Consider the following 22,139-nt stretch of genomic DNA (forward strand, 5'->3'; position numbering starts at 1 on the left):
ACGTAATGTGCGCAAGGTTTGCAATGATGTCGAGTCTGAAGGTCGCCCCATGAAAACGCCCCTGATCACCCGCGAAGGGTACGAAAAACTCAAAAAAGAGATGGATTACCTGTGGCGCGAAGAGCGTCCTGAAGTGACCAAAAAGGTTACCTGGGCGGCGAGCCTGGGCGATCGCAGCGAAAATGCTGACTACCAGTACAACAAAAAACGCCTGCGTGAGATTGACCGCCGGGTACGCTATCTGACCAAATGTCTTGAGAACCTTAAAATTGTCGATTACTCCCCGCAGCAGGAGGGCAAAGTGTTCTTCGGCGCATGGGTTGAGATTGAAAACGATAACGGTGACACCCTGCGTTTTCGCATTGTCGGCTACGATGAAATTTTTGGTCGTAAGGATTACATCTCCATCGACTCCCCGATGGCCCGCGCGCTGCTGAAAAAGGAGGTGGGCGACCTGGCCGTCGTTCAGACCCCCGCCGGTGAAGCCAGCTGGTACGTCAATGAGATCGTCTACGTAAAATAGTCTGAGAGCGCCCTCCCCGGCTGGCATTTTGCCGTGTCAGCCCGTATAACTATCCCCTGATTTTTTGACTCAACAGATGATAAAGCCATGATGAAAGATTCGCTCTGCCGCATTATTGCGGGTGATATTCAGGCCAGAGCCGAACAGGTAGAAGCTGCCGTTCGCCTGCTTGATGAAGGGAACACCGTGCCGTTTATTGCGCGCTATCGTAAGGAAGTCACCGGCGGTCTGGATGACACGCAGCTGCGTAACCTGGAGACCCGTCTGGGTTATCTGCGCGAACTGGAAGAACGTCGTCAGGCGATCCTCAAATCCATCGGCGAACAGGGCAAACTGACCGGCGAGCTGGAAAGCGCCATTAACGGCACCCTGAGCAAAACCGAACTTGAAGACCTCTATCTGCCCTACAAACCGAAGCGCCGCACGCGCGGGCAGATTGCGATTGAAGCGGGTCTTGAGCCGCTGGCAGACCTGCTGTGGAACGAGCCGTCACACGATCCGGAAACCGAAGCCGCCAAATTTGTCGATGCCGACAAGGGTGTAGCAGATACCAAAGCCGCACTGGATGGCGCACGCTACATTCTGATGGAGCGCTTCGCCGAAGACGCTGCCCTGCTCGCCAAAGTGCGTGATTACCTGTGGAAGAATGCCCACATCGTCTCTACCGTCGTCGCGGGTAAAGAGGAAGAAGGGGCGAAATTCCGCGACTACTTCGATCACCACGAACCGATTTCTACCACCCCTTCTCACCGCGCGCTGGCGATGTTCCGCGGCCGCAACGAAGGCGTGCTGCAGCTCTCCCTGAACGCCGACCCGCAGTTTGACGAGCCGCCGAAAGAGAGCCACTGCGAGCAGATCATCATCGACCATCTCGGCCTGCGCCTGAACAACGCCCCGGCAGACAGCTGGCGTAAAGGCGTGGTGAGCTGGACCTGGCGCATCAAAGTGCTGATGCACCTGGAAACCGAGCTGATGGGCACCGTGCGCGAGCGCGCCGAAGATGAAGCGATTAACGTCTTCGCCCGTAACCTGCACGACCTGCTGATGGCCGCCCCTGCCGGCTTGCGCGCGACCATGGGTCTCGATCCGGGTCTGCGTACCGGCGTGAAGGTGGCCGTGGTTGACGGAACCGGCAAACTGGTGGCTACCGACACCATCTATCCGCACACCGGCCAGGCAGCCAAAGCGGCCGTCGTGGTGGCCGCGCTGTGCGAGAAGTACAACGTGGAGCTGGTCGCCATCGGCAACGGTACGGCGTCCCGCGAAACCGAACGTTTCTACCTCGACGTGCAGAAACAGTTCCCGAAAGTGACGGCCCAGAAAGTGATCGTCAGCGAAGCTGGGGCATCCGTCTATTCCGCGTCTGAACTGGCGGCCCAGGAATTCCCGGACCTGGACGTTTCTCTGCGCGGTGCGGTCTCTATCGCTCGCCGCCTGCAGGATCCGCTGGCGGAACTGGTGAAAATCGACCCGAAATCTATCGGTGTGGGCCAGTATCAGCACGACGTGAGCCAGACTCAGCTGGCGCGCAAGCTGGATGCGGTCGTGGAAGACTGTGTAAACGCCGTCGGCGTTGACCTCAATACCGCTTCCGTTCCTTTGCTGACCCGCGTAGCGGGCCTAACCCGCATGATGGCGCAGAACATCGTCGCCTGGCGTGATGAGAACGGCCAGTTCCAGAACCGTCAGCAGCTGCTGAAGGTGAGCCGCCTGGGGCCAAAAGCCTTTGAGCAGTGTGCGGGCTTCCTGCGCATCAACCACGGCGATAACCCGCTGGATGCCTCCACCGTTCACCCGGAAGCGTACCCTGTGGTGGAACGCATTCTGGCCGCTACCCAGCAGGCGCTGAAAGATCTGATGGGCGACAACAGCGCCCTGCGCAATCTGAAAGCCGTTGATTTCACCGACGACAAATTTGGTGTGCCAACCGTCACCGACATTATCAAAGAGCTGGAAAAACCGGGCCGCGATCCGCGTCCTGAGTTCAAAACGGCGACCTTTGCCGACGGCATCGAGACCATGAACGATCTGCTGCCGGGCATGGTGCTGGAAGGCGCGGTGACGAACGTTACCAACTTTGGCGCATTCGTGGATATCGGCGTACATCAGGATGGTCTGGTGCATATTTCATCCCTTGCCGATAAGTTCGTTGAAGATCCACACACCGTGGTCAAAGCGGGCGACATCGTGAAGGTCAAAGTGCTGGAAGTGGATCTGCAGCGTAAGCGTATCGCCCTGACCATGCGTCTGGACGAGCAGCCGGGTGAAACTAACGCGCGCCGCGGCGCTAACGGTGGCGGTCGCGAGCAGCAGCGCCCTGCTGCTAAAGCCGCAAAACCGCGCGGACGTGATGCCCAGCCTGCAGGTAACAGCGCGATGATGGATGCGCTAGCAGCCGCAATGGGTAAGAAACGCTAAGGTTGTAAATGCCCGGTGGCGCTGCGCTTACCGGGCCTGCGGTTTTGTAGGCCGGGCAAACGCATTGCCGCCCGGCAAGCAGGCCGCAGGGAATTAAAATAAATAGGATGTAGCCATATTTAAACCACTAGTTATCACCCCGTTAACAAATACCCCCCTTTTCGTTTTCCCGTCATTTCAGCAAATATTGAGCAAGGTCAAACAGGCCGTAAATTAATACCGCAAACAACATTCCGTCACAGTTTTAATATTGCTGATAAAAACTATTCTCATTATCATCCCATAGTAGATAATTTAACCTTTCGTGGAATCAGGCATTATGCAATTCACTCCAGACAGTGCATGGAAGATTACCGGTTTTACCCGCGAAATTAGCCCTGCCTACCGGCAGAAGCTGCTGTCACTGGGCATGCTGCCCGGCTCGTCATTCCAGGTGGTACGCGTGGCGCCGTTAGGCGATCCGGTTCACATCGAAACCCGACGCGTGAATCTGGTACTGCGTAAGAAAGACCTCGCATTAATAGAAGTCGAAGCCTTATCCCGATAACAAGCCAGCGGTTTCAGTGAGTCTAAAAAATGAAAAAGTTAACTATTGGCTTAATTGGCAATCCTAATTCCGGCAAGACTACGCTTTTTAACCAGCTTACGGGGGCACGCCAGCGCGTGGGTAACTGGGCGGGCGTGACGGTTGAGCGTAAAGAAGGCCAGTTCACAACAACCGACAACCAGGTGACGCTGGTTGACCTTCCCGGCACCTATTCCTTAACCACCATTTCGTCACAAACCTCGCTCGATGAGCAAATTGCCTGTCACTATATTCTTGGCGGCGACGCGGACCTGCTGATCAACGTGGTCGATGCCTCGAACCTCGAGCGTAACCTTTATCTGACGCTGCAGCTGCTGGAGCTGGGGATCCCCTGCATCGTGGCGCTCAACATGCTCGACATTGCGGAGAAACAAAAGCTGCGCATCGACGTCGATGCCCTCTCCGCACGTCTCGGGTGCCCGGTCGTTCCGCTGGTTTCGACGCGCGCTCGCGGTATTGATGCACTCAAGCTGGCCATTGACCGTCACGCGGGCAATCGCGACGTTGAGCTGGTGCATTACGCGCAGCCCCTCCTGCGCGAAGCCAATATGCTGGCGCAGGAGATGGACAACAGCATGCCTGCGAAACAGCGGCTGTGGCTCGGCCTGCAGATGCTGGAAGGTGATATCTACAGCCGCGCTTACGCCGGACATGCGGCTGATAAACTGGACGTGACGGTGGCCCGTCTTAGCGACGAGCTGGACGACCCGGCGCTGCACATCGCCGATGCGCGTTACCAGGCCATCGCCTCGATCTGCGACGTTGTCAGTAACGCCCTCACTGCGGAACCCAGCCGCTTTACGGCGGCGGTGGATAAGGTTGTGCTAAACCGCTTCCTCGGCTTGCCCGTTTTCCTGCTTGTGATGTACGTGATGTTCCTGCTCGCTATTAACATCGGTGGCGCACTCCAGCCCATTTTCGATGCGGGTTCCGTCGCGGTCTTCGTACACGGTATTCAGTGGGTGGGTTACACCCTGCACTTCCCGGAATGGCTAACCATCTTCCTCGCACAGGGGATCGGCGGCGGTATCAACACCGTTCTGCCGCTGGTGCCGCAGATCGGCATGATGTATCTGTTCCTCTCGTTCCTGGAAGACTCCGGTTACATGGCGCGCGCCGCGTTCGTGATGGATCGTCTGATGCAGGCGCTGGGCCTGCCGGGTAAATCCTTCGTTCCGCTGATTGTCGGCTTTGGCTGTAACGTCCCGTCGGTGATGGGTGCGCGCACCCTTGATGCGCCGCGTGAACGTCTGATGACCATCATGATGGCGCCGTTCATGTCCTGCGGTGCCCGTCTGGCGATCTTTGCCGTCTTTGCGGCAGCCTTCTTTGGTCAGCAGGGCGCGCTGGCGGTCTTCTCGCTGTATGTGCTGGGCATCGTGATGGCGATCCTGACCGGCTTAATGCTGAAACACACGATCATGCGCGGTGAGGCCTCACCGTTTGTGATGGAGCTCCCGGTGTACCACGTGCCGCACCTGAAAAGCCTGGTGATCCAGACCTGGCAGCGCCTGAAAGGCTTTGTGCTACGCGCCGGTAAGGTAATTGTCATCGTCAGTATTTTCCTGAGCGCGCTGAACAGCTTCACCCTCAGCGGGCAGGCGGCAGATAACATCAACGACTCGGCCCTCGCCTCCGTCAGCCGCGTCATCACGCCGGTCTTCAAACCGATTGGCGTGCATGAGGATAACTGGCAGGCAACCGTCGGGCTGTTTACTGGTGCAATGGCAAAAGAGGTGGTTGTCGGCACGCTGAACACGCTCTACACCGCAGAGAACATTCAGGAGCAGGAGTTTAATCCGGCAGAGTTTCATCTCGGTCATGAACTGCTGGGTGCCGTAGAGGAAACCTGGCAGAGCCTGAAAGACACCTTCAGCCTGAGCGTGCTGGCCAACCCAATTGAAGCGAGCAAAGGCGACGGCGAAATGGCAACGGGAGCCATGGGCGTGATGAGCGAGAAATTTGGCAGCGCGTCCGCGGCCTATAGCTACCTCATCTTTGTTCTGCTCTACATTCCTTGCATCTCCGTGATGGGGGCGATTGCCCGCGAGTCCAGCCGCGGCTGGATGGGCTTCTCCATCCTGTGGGGGTTAAACATTGCCTACTCGCTGGCGACGCTCTTTTATCAGACCGTTAACTTCAGCCAGCACCCGCGCTACAGCCTGGTCTGCATCCTCGCGGTGGTTCTGTTTAACGCGATCGTTCTCGGCCTGTTACGGCGCGCGCGCAGCCGCGTCGATATCGACCTGCTGGCTAATCGTAAAACCGCCGCGACCTGCTGCAGCAGCCCGGCGGGCGACTGTCACTAAGGAGCACGCAATGGCATCGTTGATTCAGGTTCGTGACCTGCTGGCGCTACAGGGACGGATGGAGGCGAAACAGCTGAGCCTCAGCCTGCATACGCCGCAGCCGATGATCGATGCCATGCTGGAAAGGCTTGAAGCGATGGGGAAAGCCGTGCGGATTCAGGAAGACGCGGACGGTTGCCTCTCCGGCAGTTGTAAAAGCTGTCCGGAAGGAAAAGCCTGCCTCAGGGAGTGGTGGTCACTGCGCTAATAGAGCCGGGCAGTGATGCCCGGCTTTTTCGTATTACTTATACACGTCCGCCGTTGCACGCACGTTTTTGGTCTGCTTTTCAGCACTGGTGACGACATAGTACGTCCCACCCAGCTCATCCGCTTTCTTCGACAGCTCTCTTCTTGCGTCCATCGGCGCGGTGGTGTCAGACGTAGAAATCTCACCAACTTTGGTCAGATTCATTCCTGCAACTTTATCTTTTTCCAGCTCTTTTGCCGCAAAGACGCCAAATGAAAGTGACCCAATAACCAGAGAAGTGACAATACCTGTAACAAGTTTCATAGCCTGACTCTCCATAGGATTGTTGTTTTGATTATCGTAGGCAGAACAACCGCAACGACAACTGGAGTATGGTTGCGGTGTGTTACTTTTTCCAGGCTGGATGGAAAATAATCAGTCGAAACGTTGACTTAACGCAATGAGCGCTGAACAAAATTCGACCGGATGAGAGATGAACGGGGCATGCGCGGCTTTGGCAATGACCTGCGATTCGCTGTCCGGCCAGAGTGCGTCCAGGAGCGGAACCACTTTGCGCGGCACAAGGCCATCGAGGTACCCATAGATGCGTAGATGCGGCATTGCCAGCGCGGCCAGCGGCTCACGCAGGTCAACCGTTTTCAGGATCTCCAGCCCACCGTTAAGCACCTCCACGTCCGGCATCGGCAGGGAAAGCACGGTCTGTTTCAGCGTTCTGGCATCCTGACGCGCCGTTTCCGTGCCCATCGTCTGCAGGGCGAGGAACCGCTCTACGGTCCGCTGGAAATCTTCGCTCAGCTGTTGCTGGAAGCTCGCCAGCACGTCAGGTTTTATGCCTGGCCACGCCTCTTGCGCACTAAAGCAAGGCGATGAAGCCACGGTCACCAGCGCCTTCACGCGTTCGGGCTGCGACAGGGCAATCTGGCTCGCCACCAGCCCGCCCAGGCTCCAGCCGAGCCAGATAGCATTTTGCGGCGCAGCCTCCAGAACCTGCTGCGCCATCTCATCAAGCGACATCGGCCCGAAACCGCGGCTGCGGCCGAAACCGGGTAAGTCCACCAGATGCAGTGTGAAATGCGAGGCAAGTTCCTCACTTATGCAATGCCATACTTCTGCATTCAGGCCCCATCCGTGCAGCAGCACAAGATGGCAATTTCCTGTCCCTGCAGTCTGCCACCACAGCGTCTTCATCAGTTACTGTTCTCTCTTTTCACATGGAGGTTGCACATGCTAACAGTGCCCGGCTCGTGCTGGCTATGCCAAATGCCACTTGCACTCAGCGGATGGGGCATCTGCTCCGTCTGCACGCGATCGCTTGTAGGGCGAATCGCGACCTGCCCACAGTGTGGTTTACCGGCCACAAACCCCGTTCTGCCCTGCGGCCGTTGCCTGAAAAAATCCCCGCCATGGAGCGCGCTTGTCGCCGTGGATGATTATGTTCCGCCGCTGAGCAGGCTCATTCACGCGCTGAAGTTTTCCGGCCAGAGTTCGCTGGCACGGCCCCTTGCCCGCCTGCTCTTGCTGGCGGTTTTGCAGGCGCGTCGTCATCGTGGGTTGCCGAAAATCGACAGGGTGGTGAATGTGCCCTTATACCGCCGCCGGCACTGGCGGCGCGGCTATAACCAGAGCGACCTGATCTGCCGTCCCCTCGCCCGATGGCTCGGATGTCGGTATGACGCCAGCGCGCTCACGCGTGTTCACGCCACCGCCATCCAGCATCAGCTCAGCGCCCGGCTTCGCAAAAGAAACCTCAAAAATGCCTTTCGCCTTGAATTGCCGGTCGACGGTCTCCATATCGCGATTGTGGATGATGTCGTCACCACAGGCAGTACCGTTGCTGAACTTTCCCGACTGCTTTTGCGAAGCGGCGCCGCGTCGGTTCAGGTATGGTGTCTGTGCCGTACCTTGTAGCCCTTCTTCAATGGGCGTATGATTATACCCAGGTAATTTAGTCAACTATTAGGCCAAAGCTATGATCCGTATTTCCGATTCTGCACAAGCGCACTTTGCCAAACTGCTGGCAAATCAGGAAGAAGGGACGCAGATCCGCGTGTTTGTGATTAACCCAGGCACTCCGAATGCAGAATGTGGTGTTTCTTATTGTCCTCCGGACGCCGTGGAAGCAACTGACACTGCCCTTAAATTTGAACAGCTCACCGCCTACGTTGATGAGCTGAGCGCACCGTATCTTGAAGATGCGGAGATCGACTTCGTCACCGATCAGCTGGGTTCTCAGCTGACCCTGAAAGCGCCAAACGCGAAAATGCGTAAAGTGTCTGACGATGCCCCGCTGATGGAACGCGTTGAGTATCTGCTGCAATCCCAGATCAACCCGCAGCTGGCTGGCCACGGCGGTCGTGTTTCCCTGATGGAAATCACCGACGACGGTCTGGCGATCCTGCAGTTCGGCGGCGGCTGTAACGGCTGTTCCATGGTCGACGTGACCCTGAAAGAAGGGATCGAGAAGCAGCTGCTGAACGAGTTCCCGGAACTGAAAGGCGTGCGTGACCTGACTGAACACCAGCGCGGCGAGCACTCTTACTACTAATTCAGTGCCCGTCTGTATTGCCCGGTGGCGCTGCGCTTACCGGGCCTACAAAAAAAAGTGCGGTCTGATGCCCTCACCCCGTCCCTCTCCCACGGGAGAGGGTGAAAACATTAAAAACGGTAACCTCATGGTTACCGTTTTGCGTTTACCTCCATATGTTGACCTGCGTCTCATAATTCAAATTTAGCCTCCCAGGGTGATTCTCAATCGCGTCATGTTACCCGTATCATTCTCGTGGGCACTCAGCATCCTTATAACAGCCGACTAAACTTAATGGTTTCGAAGGCATCAGTATGAGTGCCGTTAACACTCTGTTCCCAGTTGGGACAATCGGAATTTGTCGTTGAAACAATGACGTTACCCATAACAATTCAAAGGCCAGGTAAATCATGCCATTAGTCATCGTTGCTATCGGTGTTGTGTTATTACTGCTCTTGATGATCCGTTTCAAAATGAACGGATTTATCGCTCTGGTTCTGGTGGCACTTGCAGTCGGTCTGATGCAAGGGATGCCGCTGGTGAAAGTCATCAGCTCGATTAAAGCCGGTGTCGGCGGCACGCTCGGCAGCCTGGCGTTGATCATGGGCTTCGGCGCCATGCTCGGCAAAATGCTGGCGGACTGCGGTGGTGCCCAGCGCATTGCCACCACGCTTATCGAAAAATTTGGCAAGAAGAACATTCAGTGGGCGGTGGTATTAACCGGTTTTACCGTCGGTTTTGCGCTGTTCTATGAAGTGGGCTTCGTGCTGATGCTGCCGCTGGTATTCACCATCGCCGCCGCGGCCAACATCCCGCTGCTGTTCGTGGGTGTGCCAATGGCTGCGGCGCTGTCCGTTACTCACGGCTTCCTGCCGCCGCACCCGGGCCCAACCGCTATCGCGACTATCTTCCATGCAGATATGGGTAAAACCCTGCTGTTCGGTACGATTCTGGCGATCCCAACCGTAATCCTGGCAGGCCCAGTTTATGCCCGCTTCCTGAAAGGCATTGATAAGCCTATCCCGGAAGGTCTGTACAGCGCGAAAACCTTCACCGAAGAAGAGATGCCTGGCTTTGGCGTCAGCGTCTGGACCTCTCTGGTACCGGTAATTCTGATGGCGATGCGCGCCGTGGCGGAGATGATCCTGCCGAAAGGTCATCCGTTCCTGTCCGTTGCGGAGTTCCTGGGTGACCCGGTGATGGCCACCCTGATTGCGGTCCTGATCGCGATGTTCACCTTCGGTCTGAACCGTGGCCGTTCAATGGATCAGATCAACGACACGCTGACCTCGTCCATCAAAATCATTGCCATGATGCTCCTGATCATCGGCGGTGGCGGTGCGTTCAAGCAGGTTCTGGTCGACAGCGGCGTGGATAAATACATCGCTGCCATGATGCATGAAACCAACGTGTCGCCGCTTCTGATGGCCTGGTCTATCGCCGCGGTTCTGCGTATTGCGCTGGGTTCGGCGACCGTTGCGGCGATCACCGCAGGCGGTATCGTTGCCCCGCTGATTGCGACCACGGGTGTGAGCCCTGAGCTGATGGTTATCGCCGTCGGTTCCGGTAGCGTGATTTTCTCTCACGTAAACGATCCGGGCTTCTGGCTGTTCAAGGAGTACTTCAACCTGACGATCGGTGAAACCATCAAGTCCTGGTCCGCGCTGGAAACCATTATTTCGGTGTGCGGTCTGGTCGGGGTTCTGCTGTTGAATATGGTGGTCTGATACCATAAGTCGGGTGGCGGCTTCGCCTTACCCGACCTACTCGCGCCATGTAGGCCCGGTAAGCGTAGCGCCACCGGGCAATAAAAAACCCGCCACTGGCGGGTTTTTTTATCACTTCTTCGCGGCTGCTTTTCGCCGCTTGTCCAAATCCTTAATCAGCCTGTTCACCCCGTCATCGGCAAACATCTTCTCAAGGGTTGTGGAGAGCTTGCGACGCCAGTTCTTGTACTGATAGCTGGTGCCCGGAATGTTCACCGGCTCCGCCATATCAATCCAGTCTTCCGGCTGCAGACCCAGCAGGGCGCTGTTGCTGTCGGCAATGTAACGCTGCAAACCACGGTTGAGCGTGGAGGTCATGGACATCAGTGACGCCTTGTGCCCGGCCCGTTTCGGCAGACAACCCTGCTTGTGCAGCGCATCCAGCAGCCCTTGTTTGGAGAGCTCGCGATCCTGATACAGACCGCGCAGGACCTCTTCATCAGGATACAGACCCAGCGTTTTGCCAAGGGTCAGATCGCCGCTTTCCCAATAGCCACGAAGCGTAGGAAGGTCATGCGTCGTCGCGACTGCCATTGACTGTTCAGGGTACGCTTTCGGCGCGCGGAAGGTTTTCTCATGGTCGTTTTCAAAATAGAGCACTTTATAGGAGTAAACGCCGCTGTCGCGGAGCTTGCTGACAATTTCCACCGGCACGGTACCGAGATCTTCGCCGATCACCATGCACTGATGACGCTTGCTTTCCAGCGCCAGGATCGACAGCAGATCGTCAACCGGATACTGCACGTACGCCCCGTGATCCGCCGTTTCACCGTACGGGATCCACCACAGGCGCAGCACGGACATCACGTGGTCGATACGCAGCGCACCGCAGTTCTGCATGTTGGCGCGCAGCAGGTCGATAAACGGCTCGTACGCGCGCGCCGCCATCACGTGCGGATCCATCGGCGGCAGGCCCCAGTTCTGGCCGAGCGGGCCAAGAATGTCCGGTGGCGCGCCGACGGAGGCTTTAAGGCAGTAGAGTTCACGGTCGCACCAGGTTTCCGCACCGCCCTCTGCCACACCGACGGCCAGGTCGCGATACAGACCGATAGGCATTTTATAGCCCTGGCTCACCTGCCAGCAGGTGGCAAACTGGCTGTACGCCAGCCACTGTAGCCACAGGTAGAAATCTACTTCATCCGCGTATTTTTTACAGAATGCCTTCACTTCAGGGGTGTCGACGGATTGATACGCTTCCGGCCAGACCGGCCAGCCCCAGCGCATTTCGTCCTCTTTCACCTGATACGCATGCAGCGCATCAAATGCCGCCTGCCAGTACAGGCTCTCGCCCTCCTGAGTGACAAACTGGCGGAACGCGGCCATCTGCTCATCATTGCGCTGCGAAAAGCCTTTCCACGCCAGACGCAGCGCGGCCATTTTCAGCGCCGTGACGGTAGAATAGTCCACCCAGTCCGCGTCGCGCGCCTGCTTCAGGGCCTGCTGCGTGGTGCTGAGTTTCCACCACGCCTGTGCCTCTTTGCTGTTTTTGAAGTCGTCTAACGCATTAACGTCGATGTAAATCACGTTCAGCCAGCGGCGGGATGAGGGGCTATACGGGCTGGCGCTCTCCGGGTTGGCCGGATAGAGCGCGTGAATCGGGTTGAGTCCGATAAACGCACCGCCGCGCTCCCCCACAGAGGCCAGCATTTTCTGCAGATCGCCAAAATCGCCGATGCCCCAGTTGCTGTCGGAACGCAGGGTGTAGAGCTGTACGCAGGCACCCCACAGCTTTTTGCCCTCAAGCAACGCCTGCGGCTCATAGCAGCGTTTTGGCGCGACGATCACCCGACAATGGAAACGCTGGTCATCCTGGGTGAGCGTTAAGGTGTGGTAGCCCTCCGGCAGTTTCGCCGGAAGGTTAAGGGTTTTGCCGCCGGTGGCGTGGCCTTTGTGCTGCTGGCCGTCTTCGGTGGTGAGCAGCCAGTTAAACTCGCCGCGCCCCTCCACCGCCAGCGGCATCTTTTTACCCGAGGTGAAAACCTTCACGTTCGGGACTGGTGCAGCCGACGCTTTCGCGTCGGTTTTGTGCATGGCGTCCAGCAAACGTCTTTTGGTGTCGGCGCCAATAGACTGCGGTTTGCCGTGAGCATTAATGTAACTGAGGCTGATCCCCGCCGCCTGCGCGGCGCTGTCCAGACGTTTACTCTCCATCGCGCTTCCTTAGCGTTTTGCCTGCCAGATACGGGCCTGATAATCACGGATTGAACGGTCAGAGCTGAACATACCGCAGCGGGCGGTGTTCAGAATGCACGCCCGGGTCCACGCGTCCTGGTCGCGATACAGCACGTCGACCTGTTTTTGCGCTTCCACATAGGCCGTGAAATCTGCCATCACCAAATACGGGTCACCGCCGTGTTTGTCCATGCTGTGCAGCATCTGGTCAAACGCGTGCTTGTCGCCGTCGCTGTATTTACCGCTTTCCAGCTCTTTCAGTACCGCATCGAGCACTTTGTCTTTCTTACGCCATTTCACCGGATCGTAGCCTTTGGCCTTAATGGCTTTCACCTCTTCCACGGTGTGGCCGAAGATAAAGATATTCTCTTCACCCACCTTCTCGGCGATTTCGACGTTGGCCCCGTCGAGCGTACCGACGGTCAGGGCACCGTTCAGCGCCAGCTTCATGTTGCCGGTACCGGACGCTTCTTTCCCTGCGGTCGAGATCTGCTCGGAGATATCCGCCGCCGGGATCAGCATTTCAGCCGCAGAGACGCAGTAATCCGGCAGGAATACCACCTTCAGCTTGTCACCAACCTTCGGATCGTTGTTGATCGCCGCCGCCACTTTATTAATGGCGAGGATAATGTTTTTCGCCAGGTAGTAGCCCGGTGCCGCTTTCGCGCCGAACAGGAACACGCGCGGCACACGGTCGGCCTGCGGGTTCTCACGGATCTCTTTGTACAGCGCCAGAATGTGCAGCAGGTTCAGGTGCTGGCGTTTGTACTCGTGCAGACGCTTGATCTGAATATCGAAAATCGCATTCGGGTTGATCTCAATCCCGGTACGCGCTTTCACAAACGCCGCCAGATGAACTTTGTTTTCCCGTTTGATGGCGCGGTACTGCTCGCGGAACTTCGCGTCATCAGCGTATTTTTCCAGGTTGATCAGCTGGTCCAGATCGTTGGCCCACTCTTTCTTCAGCGTTTTGTCCAGCAGACCGGCCAGCAGCGGGTTGCACTGCTTGATCCAGCGACGCGGCGTAATGCCGTTGGTCACGTTGTGGAATTTGGTCGGCCACAGCTGGTGGTATTCCGGGAAGAGATCTTTCACCACCAGATCCGAGTGCAGCGCCGCCACGCCATTCACCGCAAAGCCGCTCACCACGCACATGTTCGCCATGCGTACCTGCTTGTCATGCACCACCGCCAGCTTCGCCCAGACCGCTTTGTTGCCCGGCCAGGTTTTATCCACCAGCGTTTTAAACTGGTCGTTAATCTTGTTGATGATCTGCATGTGGCGCGGCAGCAGCGTTTTCACCAGCTTCTCATCCCAGCACTCCAACGCTTCTGGCATCAGGGTGTGGTTAGTGTAAGCGAAGGTGCGGCTGGTGATCGCCCAGGCGTCATCCCAGCTCAGCTGGTGCTCGTCGATCAGCACGCGCAGCAGTTCAGGGATGGCAATGGTTGGATGTGTGTCGTTGAGCTGAATCACTTCGAAGTCAGGCAGCTGCGCCAGCTTACGGCCCGCCAGGTGATGGCGACGCAGAATGTCCGCCACGGAGCAGGCGCACTGGAAGTACTGCTGCATCAGACGCAGTTTTTTACCCGCCAGGTGGTTGTCGTTCGGGTAGAGCACTTTCGTCAGCTTCTCGGCGTCGATACCCTGCTGCTCGGCGCGCAGGAAATCGCCGTCGTTGAATTTGGTCAGATTAAAGGGATGCGCATGCTTCGCCTGCCACAGGCGCAGCGGCTGCGCCACACCGTTACGGTAGCCGAGTACCGGCAGGTCCCAGGCTTCGCCAGTGATGGTGAACGCCGGTTCCCAGAGGCCCTGCTTCGTGACTTTCCCGCCAATGCCTACCTGCACATCCAGCTGCGCGTTATGGCGGAACCACGGGTAGGTATTGCGATGCCAGTCGTCCGGCGCTTCCATCTGATGGCCATCGGCAAATGACTGACGGAACAGGCCGTACTGATAGTTCAGGCCATAGCCAATCGCCGACTGGCCGACGGTCGCCATGGAATCAAGGAAACAGGCCGCCAGACGCCCCAGACCACCGTTGCCCAGCGCCGGGTCAATCTCTTCTTCCAGCAGGTCGGTCAGGTTAATGTCGTGCTCTTTCAGCACATCCCCCACCTCCTGATACCAGCCAAGGTTCAGCAGGTTGTTGCCCGTCAGACGGCCAATCAGGAATTCCATCGAAATGTAGTTTACATGGCGCTGACCTTTTACCGGTTTTGCCAGAGGTTGAGCATCCAGTTGCTCTGCGAGCGCACCGCTCACTGCCTGCCACCACTGGTGAGGCGTCATTTCGTTTGCAGCATGAAGGCCAAAACGCTGCCACTGACGCGTCAGGGCAGCCTGGAATTGAGCTTTGTTGAAGGTAGGCTGTGACATAGGGGATCGGCATCCTTTAGAAAGAAAACACAAGTTGGCGCTAGTGTGCCTGGCTCATTTCCCCTCTTCCTCCTCCCGCAGGGGATTAGACAGGGAGGAGTAGCGGGGATGAGCAGAAAAGTGTGATCGAGGCCACTCTAAGAGCATAGCTGGAGTGTGCCCTGAAGATAAAAAAGTAACCGCGCAGAATGTCAAAGAAATGAAATGCAGTTTCGAGGGAAATTAAACCACCGGGAAATGATTACTTACGTAGAGTAATATATCTGCAATTAAGCAATACCTTACAGGACTATTAAGATCGCATTACATTACCCAAACTTTATTAAATTTGACGTCACTATACCTTTCTGAAACCAGTTACAGCGCAACGGCAATGCATCCTGACAAGCCAGCAGCCACGCGGCATGTAAGCCTTTTTGGGAAAGTTCCGCCATTATGGGAATGTTTTGTGACAGAGTGCAAATTCAGCGCCATAAAACCCAGACATAACTTGCAATAGTTAACTTATTGGCCGAACTTATATCCATTAATTACGAAGCGCAAAAAAAATAAAATCTCTCGTTCCCCACAGTGAAGTGAAACCTATGTTGATTCCGTCAAAATTAAGTCGCCCGGTTCGCCTTGACCATACCGTGGTCCGCGAGCGTCTGTTGGCTAAACTTTCCGGCGCGCATAATTTCCGACTGGCGCTGGTTACGAGCCCTGCAGGTTATGGAAAAACAACGCTCATTTCGCAATGGGCCGCAGGTAAGAGCGATCTTGGCTGGTACTCTCTTGATGAGGGCGATAACCAGCAGGAGCGCTTTGCCAGCTATCTGATTGCCGCTATTCAGCAGGCAACCAATGGACACTGCGTCGCCAGTGAGGTGATGGTGCAAAAGCGCCAGTACGCCAGCCTGTCCTCCCTTTTCTCTCAGCTGTTTATTGAACTGGCCGAATGGCATCGCCCGCTTTACGTGGTGATTGATGATTACCATCTCATCACTAACCCGGTTATTCATGAATCGATGCGTTTCTTCCTGCGCCATCAGCCGGAAAACCTGACTTTAGTGGTGCTGTCCCGCAACCTGCCGCAGCTGGGTATTGCCAACCTGCGCGTGCGCGACCAGCTTCTTGAAGTGGGCAGCCAGCAGCTGGCTTTTACCCACCAGGAAGCGAAGCAGTTCTTTGACTGCCGCCTGACATCGCCGATAGAGGCCGCCGAAAGCAGCCGTCTGTGCGATGACGTCGCCGGCTGGGCCACGGCGCTGCAGCTCATCGCCCTCTCTGCCCGGCAAAATAACAGCCCGGCACATCAGTCTGCGCGCCGCCTGGCCGGCATCAACGCCAGCCACCTTTCGGATTACCTGGTGGATGAGGTGCTGGACAGCGTCGATCCGTCGACCCGTAATTTCCTGCTGAAAAGCTCGCTACTGCGTTCCATGAACGATGCGCTGATCGTGCGCGTGACGGGGTGTGAAAACGGTCAGCTACAGCTCGAAGAGATTGAACGTCAGGGCCTCTTCCTGACGCGCATGGACGACCCCGGCGAGTGGTTTAGCTATCACCCGCTGTTTGGCAGCTTCCTGCGCCAGCGCTGTCAGTGGGAACTGGCGGTTGAACTGCCGGGAATTCACCGCGCTGCCGCCGAAAGCTGGATGGCACAGGGCTTCCCAAGCGAAGCCATTCACCACGCGCTGGCCGCCGGTGACGCCAGCATGCTGCGCGATATCCTCCTCAACCATGCCTGGGGCCTGTTTAACCACAGCGAGCTGACGCTGCTTGAAGAGTCTCTCAAAGCGCTGCCGTGGGAAAGCCTGCTGGAGAACCCGCGCCTGGTCCTGCTTCAGGCCTGGCTCATGCAGAGCCAGCATCGCTACAGCGAAGTGAACACTCTGCTGGCCCGCGCGGAGCAGGAGATGGAAAGCAACATGGATACGCCCCTGCACGGTGAATTCAACGCCCTGCGGGCTCAGGTGGCGATTAACGACGGCGACCCGGACGAGGCTGAACGCCTGGCGATGGTCGCACTGGATGAACTGCCGCTGGCCAACTTCTACAGCCGGATCGTTGCCACGTCGGTACACGGCGAAGTACTGCACTGCAAAGGCGAGCTAACGCGCTCCCTGTCGCTGATGCAACAAACCGAACAGATGGCGCGTCGCCATGATGTCTGGCACTACGCGCTGTGGAGCCTGATCCAGCAAAGCGAAATTTTGTTCGCTCAGGGCTTCCTGCAGGCCGCCTGGGAAAACCAGGAAAAAGCGTTCCAGCTGATTCGTGAACAGCATCTTGAACAGCTGCCGATGCACGAGTTCCTGTTGCGTATTCGCGCTCAGCTACTGTGGGCCTGGTCGCGTCTGGATGAAGCCGAAAGCTGCGCCCGTCAGGGTGTGAACGTCCTCTCCGGTTTCCAGCCGCAACAGCAGCTGCAGTGTCTGGCGCTGCTGGTGCAGTGCTCGCTGGCGCGCGGCGATCTCGATAACGCCCGCAACCATCTTAACCGCCTGGAAAACCTGCTCGGCAACGGTCAGTATCATAGCGACTGGGTATCGAACGCCGATAAGGTCCGGGTGATTTACTGGCAGATGACCGGCGACAAAAAATCCGCCGCCAACTGGCTGCGTCAGACGCCAAAGCCGGAATTTGCCAACAACCACTTCCTGCAGAGCCAGTGGCGCAACATTGCCCGCGCGCAGATCCTGCTCGGTGATTTAGAACCCGCAGAGATTGTGCTGGAAGAGCTGAACGAGAACGCGCGCAGCCTGCGCCTGATGAGCGACCTGAACCGCAACCTGCTGCTGCTTAACCAGCTCTACTGGCAGGCGGGCCGTAAAAACGACGCGCAGCGCGTGCTGCTGGAAGCGCTACAGCTGGCTAACCGCACCGGATTTATCAGCCACTTTGTGATTGAAGGTGAAGTGATGGCCCAGCAGCTGCGTCAGCTCATTCAGCTCAATACGCTGCCGGAGCTGGATCAGCATCGCGCCCAGCGCATTCTGCGCGAGATTAACCAGCACCATCGCCACAAGTTTGCGCATTTCGATGAGAACTTCGTTGAACGTCTGCTGAACCATCCGGAAGTGCCAGAACTTATCCGCACCAGCCCGCTCACCCAGCGCGAGTGGCAGGTTCTGGGGCTGATCTATTCAGGCTATAGCAATGAGCAGATTGCCGGCGAGCTGGCGGTGGCGGCGACCACCATCAAAACGCATATCCGCAACCTGTATCAGAAGCTGGGCGTGGCGCATCGTCAGGATGCGGTGCAGCATGCACAGCAGCTGTTGAAGATGATGGGGTATGGCGTTTAGGTTTTGTGCGGCCTGATGCCCTCACCCCGGCCCTCTCCCACAGGGAGAGGGAGAAAGGCGTCTCAACACAACTCTAACTGCAAATTATTATCCTTAATTACCTGCATCACGCCCGCCGGCGGCATCACGTCGGTATATACCGCATCCACCATGCTGATGCTGCCCATATTGACCATCGCGTTACGGCCAAATTTCGAGTGATCCACGACCAGCATCACGTGGCGCGAGTTTTCAATAATCGCGCGCTTGGTGCGCACCTCGTGGTAATCAAACTCCAGTAGCGAGCCGTCGCTGTCGATGCCGCTGATCCCCAGAATGCCAAAGTCGAGGCGGAACTGAGAGATAAAATCGAGGGTCGCTTCGCCGATAATCCCGCCGTCGCGGCTGCGCAGTTCGCCGCCCGCGAGGATGATGCGAAAATCGTCTTTCTGCATCAGGGTGTTGGCCACGTTCAGGTTGTTGGTGACCACGCGCAGGTTCTCGTGATTCAGCAGCGCATGGGCGACCGCTTCCGGCGTGGTGCCGATATCAATAAACAGCGTCGCCCCGTTTGGGATCTGACTGGCAACCTTGCGGGCAATGCGCTCTTTCTCTGCCGTCTGCGTGGCTTTACGGTCATGCCAGGAGGTGTTGACCGAACTGGACGGCAGGGCCGCGCCGCCGTGGTGGCGCAGAATGCGGTTTTGATCGGCCAGGTCGTTCAGGTCACGACGGATGGTTTGTGGACTGACGGCAAACTGCTCCACCAGCTCTTCGGTGCTGACGTATCCCTGTTTTTTGACCAGTTCGATAATGGCGTCATGGCGTTGTGTTTGTTTCATCAATTATCCCTGAGAATTATGTTCGTTTTCGCGCATGGAGCGTGTCGGCAAAGGCCATCGCCAGCCCGATGGCCAGCCCGGTGACGTGTGCACCATTGGCGATAGACATACCAAACAGATCAAACCATCCGGCAATTAGCCATATTAACGCAAAGGTTATTAATCCGCGCTGCAGATAGATGCCGCTTTCCGGGTCGCGTTCCCCGCGAAGCCAGACATAGCCCATCAGGGCATACACGACACCGGACAACCCGCCAAACCACGGGCCGCTAAATTTGTGCTGCACGTAGCCGCTCAGCAGGGCGCTAATAATGGTGATAACGATCAGCTTGCCGCTCCCCAGACGCTTCTCAACGGCACCGCCGAGATACCACCACCACAGCAGGTTAAAGAGGATATGCATCACCGAGAAGTGCATCAGCGCGTGGGTAAAGTAGCGCCAGACGTCAAACTCTAGAGACGGGTCATACGGCCACGCCAGGGCAATCATCACGCTCTGGTCGCCCACCACGTTCATGATAATGAAGACGATGATGCAGGCGGCCATTAGCAGCAGCGTAAACGGGCCTGCGCGTTCGCGGATGGTGGCAAGGAAAGGAAAACGGCTGTAGTGCAGCCCGGTGTCCGTCTGGCCGGACTGCCAGCTTGCCGCCAGATAGCGAGGGTCGCCGGGGTTCTCAAGAAAACGCGCTAGCTCCTGGTTTACCCGCCCGGCCTGGCTCTCGTCGGCCAGCCAGACGTCGGTCTGATGATGTTGCTGGATGGTCAGGATAACGCCCTGCGTCGCCATATAGTCGACAAACGCCTGGGCAACGCGCGGGTTGGTAAAAGAGGTGATCATCAACATGGGCAGCGGTCGCTTATTTCCACACAAAAGGGGACAGTATAGCGGGATCAGCGCTCAAAAGCGTATTCCACTTCTGCCGGGAAATGACGATGCCAGGCATCGAAACCGCCGTCGACGCTGTACACCGCGTCGTAACCCTGCTGAAGCAGATACTGTGCTGCACCTTTGCTGCTGTTGCCGTGGTAGCACATGACCATCACTGGCGTCTCGAAGTCGTTATCGCGCATAAACGCGCCCAGCGTGTCGTTGGTGAGATGGAACGCGCCTGGCGTGTGGCCCATCGCAAAACTCTGCGGATCGCGGATGTCCACCAGCACCGCTTTTCCCTGGTGCATCTTCTGGTGGGCTTCTTCTACGTTAATACATTCAAACTGATCCATGGTGTTCTCATCTTATATTCGGGTGTGGTGCGTTTTCCCCTCACCCTACCCTCTCCCTGAGGGAGAGGGAAACGGATCCCCCTCTCCCCGTGGGAGAGGGCTGGGGTGAGGGCATCAGACCGCACTATTTTACCCCGTAGTGTACGTCCTGGCGGCGGGTAAACGCCATTATGTTATCCATATCACTCTAAATTGTTTTTTTGATGTTACCAAAAGCGCGTCCCTTTGCTATTATGAGCGATATCGAACATTTCTGAGCTTTAACGAAAGTGCATGAGGGTGTTATGGAAACCAAAGATCTGATTGTGATAGGCGGTGGCATCAACGGTGCCGGTATTGCGGTCGATGCCGCAGGACGCGGTTTATCCGTACTGATGCTGGAAGCTAACGATCTCGCCTGTGCGACGTCGTCCGCCAGCTCCAAACTGATTCACGGTGGCCTGCGCTACCTGGAACACTACGAATTCCGCCTGGTCAGTGAAGCACTGGCCGAACGTGAAGTGCTGTTGAAAATGGCGCCGCATCTGGCTATTCCGATGCGCTTCCGCCTGCCCCATCGCCCGCATCTGCGTCCGGCGTGGATGATCCGAATCGGTCTGTTTATGTACGATCATCTGGGTAAACGCACCAGCCTGCCGGGCTCGACCGGTTTGCGTTTTGGCTCAGAATCGGTCCTTAAGCCTGAAATCGTGCGCGGTTTCGAATATTCCGACTGCTGGGTGGACGATGCGCGTCTGGTGCTGGCGAATGCGCAGATGGTCGAGAAGAAAGGTGGCGAGGTAAAAACCCGCACCCGCGCGACCGCTGCCCGTCGTGAAAACGGCCTGTGGATTGTCGAAGCGGAAGATATCGATACCGGCGAGAAATTCAGCTGGAAAGCGCGCGGCCTGGTGAACGCCACCGGTCCGTGGGTGAAACAGTTCTTTGACGACGGCATGCATCTGCCTTCGCCGTACGGCATTCGCCTGATCAAAGGCAGCCATATTGTGGTGCCGCGCGTGCATACGCAGAAACAGGCCTACATTCTGCAAAACGAAGACAAACGTATTGTGTTCGTGATCCCGTGGATGGACGAATTCTCGATCATCGGCACCACCGACGTGGAGTACAAAGGCGATCCGAAAAACGTCGAGATCGACGAGAGCGAAGTTAACTACCTGCTCAAAGTGTACAACGCGCACTTTAAGAAACAGCTGGGGCGCGATGACGTGGTCTGGACCTACTCCGGCGTGCGTCCGCTGTGCGACGACGAATCGGATTCACCGCAGGCCATCACCCGTGATTACACGCTTGATATTCATGACGTAGACGGCCAGGCGCCGCTGCTGTCGGTATTTGGCGGCAAGCTCACCACCTACCGTAAGCTGGCCGAGCACGCGCTGGAAAAACTGGCGCCTTACTACAAAGGCATTGGCCCGGCATGGACGAAAGGCGCGGTACTGCCCGGCGGAGATATCGGCGACAACCGCGATGATTACGCCGCGAAGCTGCGTCGTCGTTTCCCGTTCATCACCGAAGGGATGGCGCGCCACTATGCCCGTACCTACGGCAGCAATACCGAGCTGTTCCTGGGCGACGCGAAAGAGATTGCGGATCTGGGTGAACATTTCGGCCACGAGCTGTACGAAGCCGAGCTGCGTTATCTGGTCGAACACGAATGGGTTCGCCGCCTGGATGATGCTATCTGGCGTCGTACCAAAGAAGGGATGTGGCTCAACGCCGAACAGCAGTCTCGCGTGGCGCAGTGGTTGCTGCAGAATGCGGGGAAGCGTGAGTTGTCGTTAGCGTCTTGACGTGAAAAAAAGCCCGGTGGCGCTACCGCTTACCGGGCCTATGGGATCGACCAGGCCGGGTAAGGCGTAGCCGCCACCCGG

17 protein-coding genes are annotated in these 22,139 nt (G+C 57.1%); 10 read left to right on the plus strand and 7 right to left on the minus strand.

The features are described 5' to 3' along the window. Positions 1-49 precede the first annotated feature (49 nt). The 5 genes from greB (at position 50) to feoC (ending at position 6,083) form a co-directional block, all read left to right on the plus strand. The gene (gene greB, locus PYW49_RS21090) at positions 50-523 is read left to right on the plus strand and encodes a transcription elongation factor GreB (RefSeq protein WP_003861614.1); all 474 of its coding nucleotides are present in this window, start codon (positions 50-52) and stop codon (positions 521-523) included. 87 nt (positions 524-610) lie between these two features. Beyond that, positions 611-2,941, plus strand: coding sequence for a Tex-like N-terminal domain-containing protein (locus PYW49_RS21095; protein WP_320387421.1), 2,331 nt, complete (start codon positions 611-613; stop codon positions 2,939-2,941). 319 nt (positions 2,942-3,260) lie between these two features. After that, positions 3,261-3,488 (plus strand): ferrous iron transporter A, encoded by a 228-nt coding sequence (feoA, locus tag PYW49_RS21100; protein ID WP_008503050.1) that lies wholly within the window; start codon positions 3,261-3,263, stop codon positions 3,486-3,488. A 29-nt stretch (positions 3,489-3,517) separates the two neighbouring features. Beyond that, a complete protein-coding gene (feoB, locus tag PYW49_RS21105) occupies positions 3,518-5,836 on the plus strand; it encodes a Fe(2+) transporter permease subunit FeoB (protein ID WP_320387422.1) in 2,319 nt (772 codons plus the stop codon). Positions 5,837-5,846: 10 nt separating this feature from the next. Further along, on the plus strand, positions 5,847-6,083 hold the full coding sequence (feoC, locus tag PYW49_RS21110; protein ID WP_125915365.1) for a [Fe-S]-dependent transcriptional repressor FeoC: 237 nt from the start codon (positions 5,847-5,849) through the stop codon (positions 6,081-6,083). Positions 6,084-6,116: 33 nt separating this feature from the next. On the opposite strand, the gene PYW49_RS21115 is transcribed toward feoC, so the two are convergent. Both PYW49_RS21115 and bioH read right to left on the minus strand, forming a co-directional pair. Beyond that, complete coding sequence (locus PYW49_RS21115; RefSeq protein WP_134348122.1) at positions 6,117-6,386, minus strand: YdgH/BhsA/McbA-like domain containing protein; 270 nt, start codon at positions 6,384-6,386, stop codon at positions 6,117-6,119. Between the two features lie 111 nt (positions 6,387-6,497). Next, positions 6,498-7,271 carry a pimeloyl-ACP methyl ester esterase BioH gene (gene bioH, locus PYW49_RS21120; protein ID WP_320387423.1) on the minus strand — a complete coding sequence of 258 codons (774 nt, stop codon included), beginning with the start codon at positions 7,269-7,271 and terminating at the stop codon, positions 6,498-6,500. A 36-nt stretch (positions 7,272-7,307) separates the two neighbouring features. Between bioH and gntX the strand changes: the two genes are divergently transcribed. The 3 genes from gntX (at position 7,308) to gntT (ending at position 10,334) form a co-directional block, all read left to right on the plus strand. Then, positions 7,308-7,991: a DNA utilization protein GntX gene (gene gntX / locus PYW49_RS21125; RefSeq protein ID WP_320387424.1), complete on the plus strand. Its 684-nt coding sequence runs from the start codon at positions 7,308-7,310 to the stop codon at positions 7,989-7,991. Positions 7,992-8,052: 61 nt separating this feature from the next. Next, positions 8,053-8,628, plus strand: coding sequence for a Fe-S biogenesis protein NfuA (nfuA, locus tag PYW49_RS21130; RefSeq protein ID WP_134348125.1), 576 nt, complete (start codon positions 8,053-8,055; stop codon positions 8,626-8,628). A gap of 389 nt (positions 8,629-9,017) precedes the next feature. Then, on the plus strand, positions 9,018-10,334 hold the full coding sequence (gene gntT, locus PYW49_RS21135; protein WP_047345733.1) for a gluconate transporter: 1,317 nt from the start codon (positions 9,018-9,020) through the stop codon (positions 10,332-10,334). A 111-nt stretch (positions 10,335-10,445) separates the two neighbouring features. Here the strand turns inward: gntT and malQ are convergent, their stop codons facing one another. Further along, the gene (malQ, locus tag PYW49_RS21140) at positions 10,446-12,524 is read right to left on the minus strand and encodes a 4-alpha-glucanotransferase (protein ID WP_320387425.1); all 2,079 of its coding nucleotides are present in this window, start codon (positions 12,522-12,524) and stop codon (positions 10,446-10,448) included. A 9-nt stretch (positions 12,525-12,533) separates the two neighbouring features. Next, the gene (malP, locus tag PYW49_RS21145) at positions 12,534-14,927 is read right to left on the minus strand and encodes a maltodextrin phosphorylase (protein ID WP_134348127.1); all 2,394 of its coding nucleotides are present in this window, start codon (positions 14,925-14,927) and stop codon (positions 12,534-12,536) included. A 584-nt stretch (positions 14,928-15,511) separates the two neighbouring features. Here malP and malT point away from each other — a divergent pair. Then, a complete protein-coding gene (gene malT, locus PYW49_RS21150; protein WP_320387426.1) occupies positions 15,512-18,217 on the plus strand; it encodes an HTH-type transcriptional regulator MalT in 2,706 nt (901 codons plus the stop codon). 62 nt (positions 18,218-18,279) lie between these two features. Here malT and PYW49_RS21155 read toward each other — a convergent pair whose 3' ends face one another. The 3 genes from PYW49_RS21155 to glpE are packed head-to-tail and all read right to left on the minus strand — an operon-like array spanning position 18,280 to position 20,265. Then, positions 18,280-19,038 carry a DeoR/GlpR family transcriptional regulator gene (locus PYW49_RS21155; RefSeq protein WP_017384141.1) on the minus strand — a complete coding sequence of 253 codons (759 nt, stop codon included), beginning with the start codon at positions 19,036-19,038 and terminating at the stop codon, positions 18,280-18,282. A gap of 16 nt (positions 19,039-19,054) precedes the next feature. Then, on the minus strand, positions 19,055-19,885 hold the full coding sequence (gene glpG, locus PYW49_RS21160; RefSeq protein ID WP_134348129.1) for a rhomboid family intramembrane serine protease GlpG: 831 nt from the start codon (positions 19,883-19,885) through the stop codon (positions 19,055-19,057). A 47-nt stretch (positions 19,886-19,932) separates the two neighbouring features. Continuing rightward, on the minus strand, positions 19,933-20,265 hold the full coding sequence (glpE, locus tag PYW49_RS21165; RefSeq protein WP_006177908.1) for a thiosulfate sulfurtransferase GlpE: 333 nt from the start codon (positions 20,263-20,265) through the stop codon (positions 19,933-19,935). Positions 20,266-20,549: 284 nt separating this feature from the next. On the opposite strand from glpE, the gene glpD reads away from it, so the two are divergent. Then, complete coding sequence (gene glpD, locus PYW49_RS21170) at positions 20,550-22,058, plus strand: glycerol-3-phosphate dehydrogenase (protein ID WP_134348131.1); 1,509 nt, start codon at positions 20,550-20,552, stop codon at positions 22,056-22,058. The last annotated feature ends 81 nt before the right edge of the window (positions 22,059-22,139 follow it).

Origin of the sequence: Enterobacter chinensis, from assembly GCF_034008295.1 — a bacterium.
GTDB classification, from domain to species: domain Bacteria; phylum Pseudomonadota; class Gammaproteobacteria; order Enterobacterales; family Enterobacteriaceae; genus Enterobacter; species Enterobacter chinensis.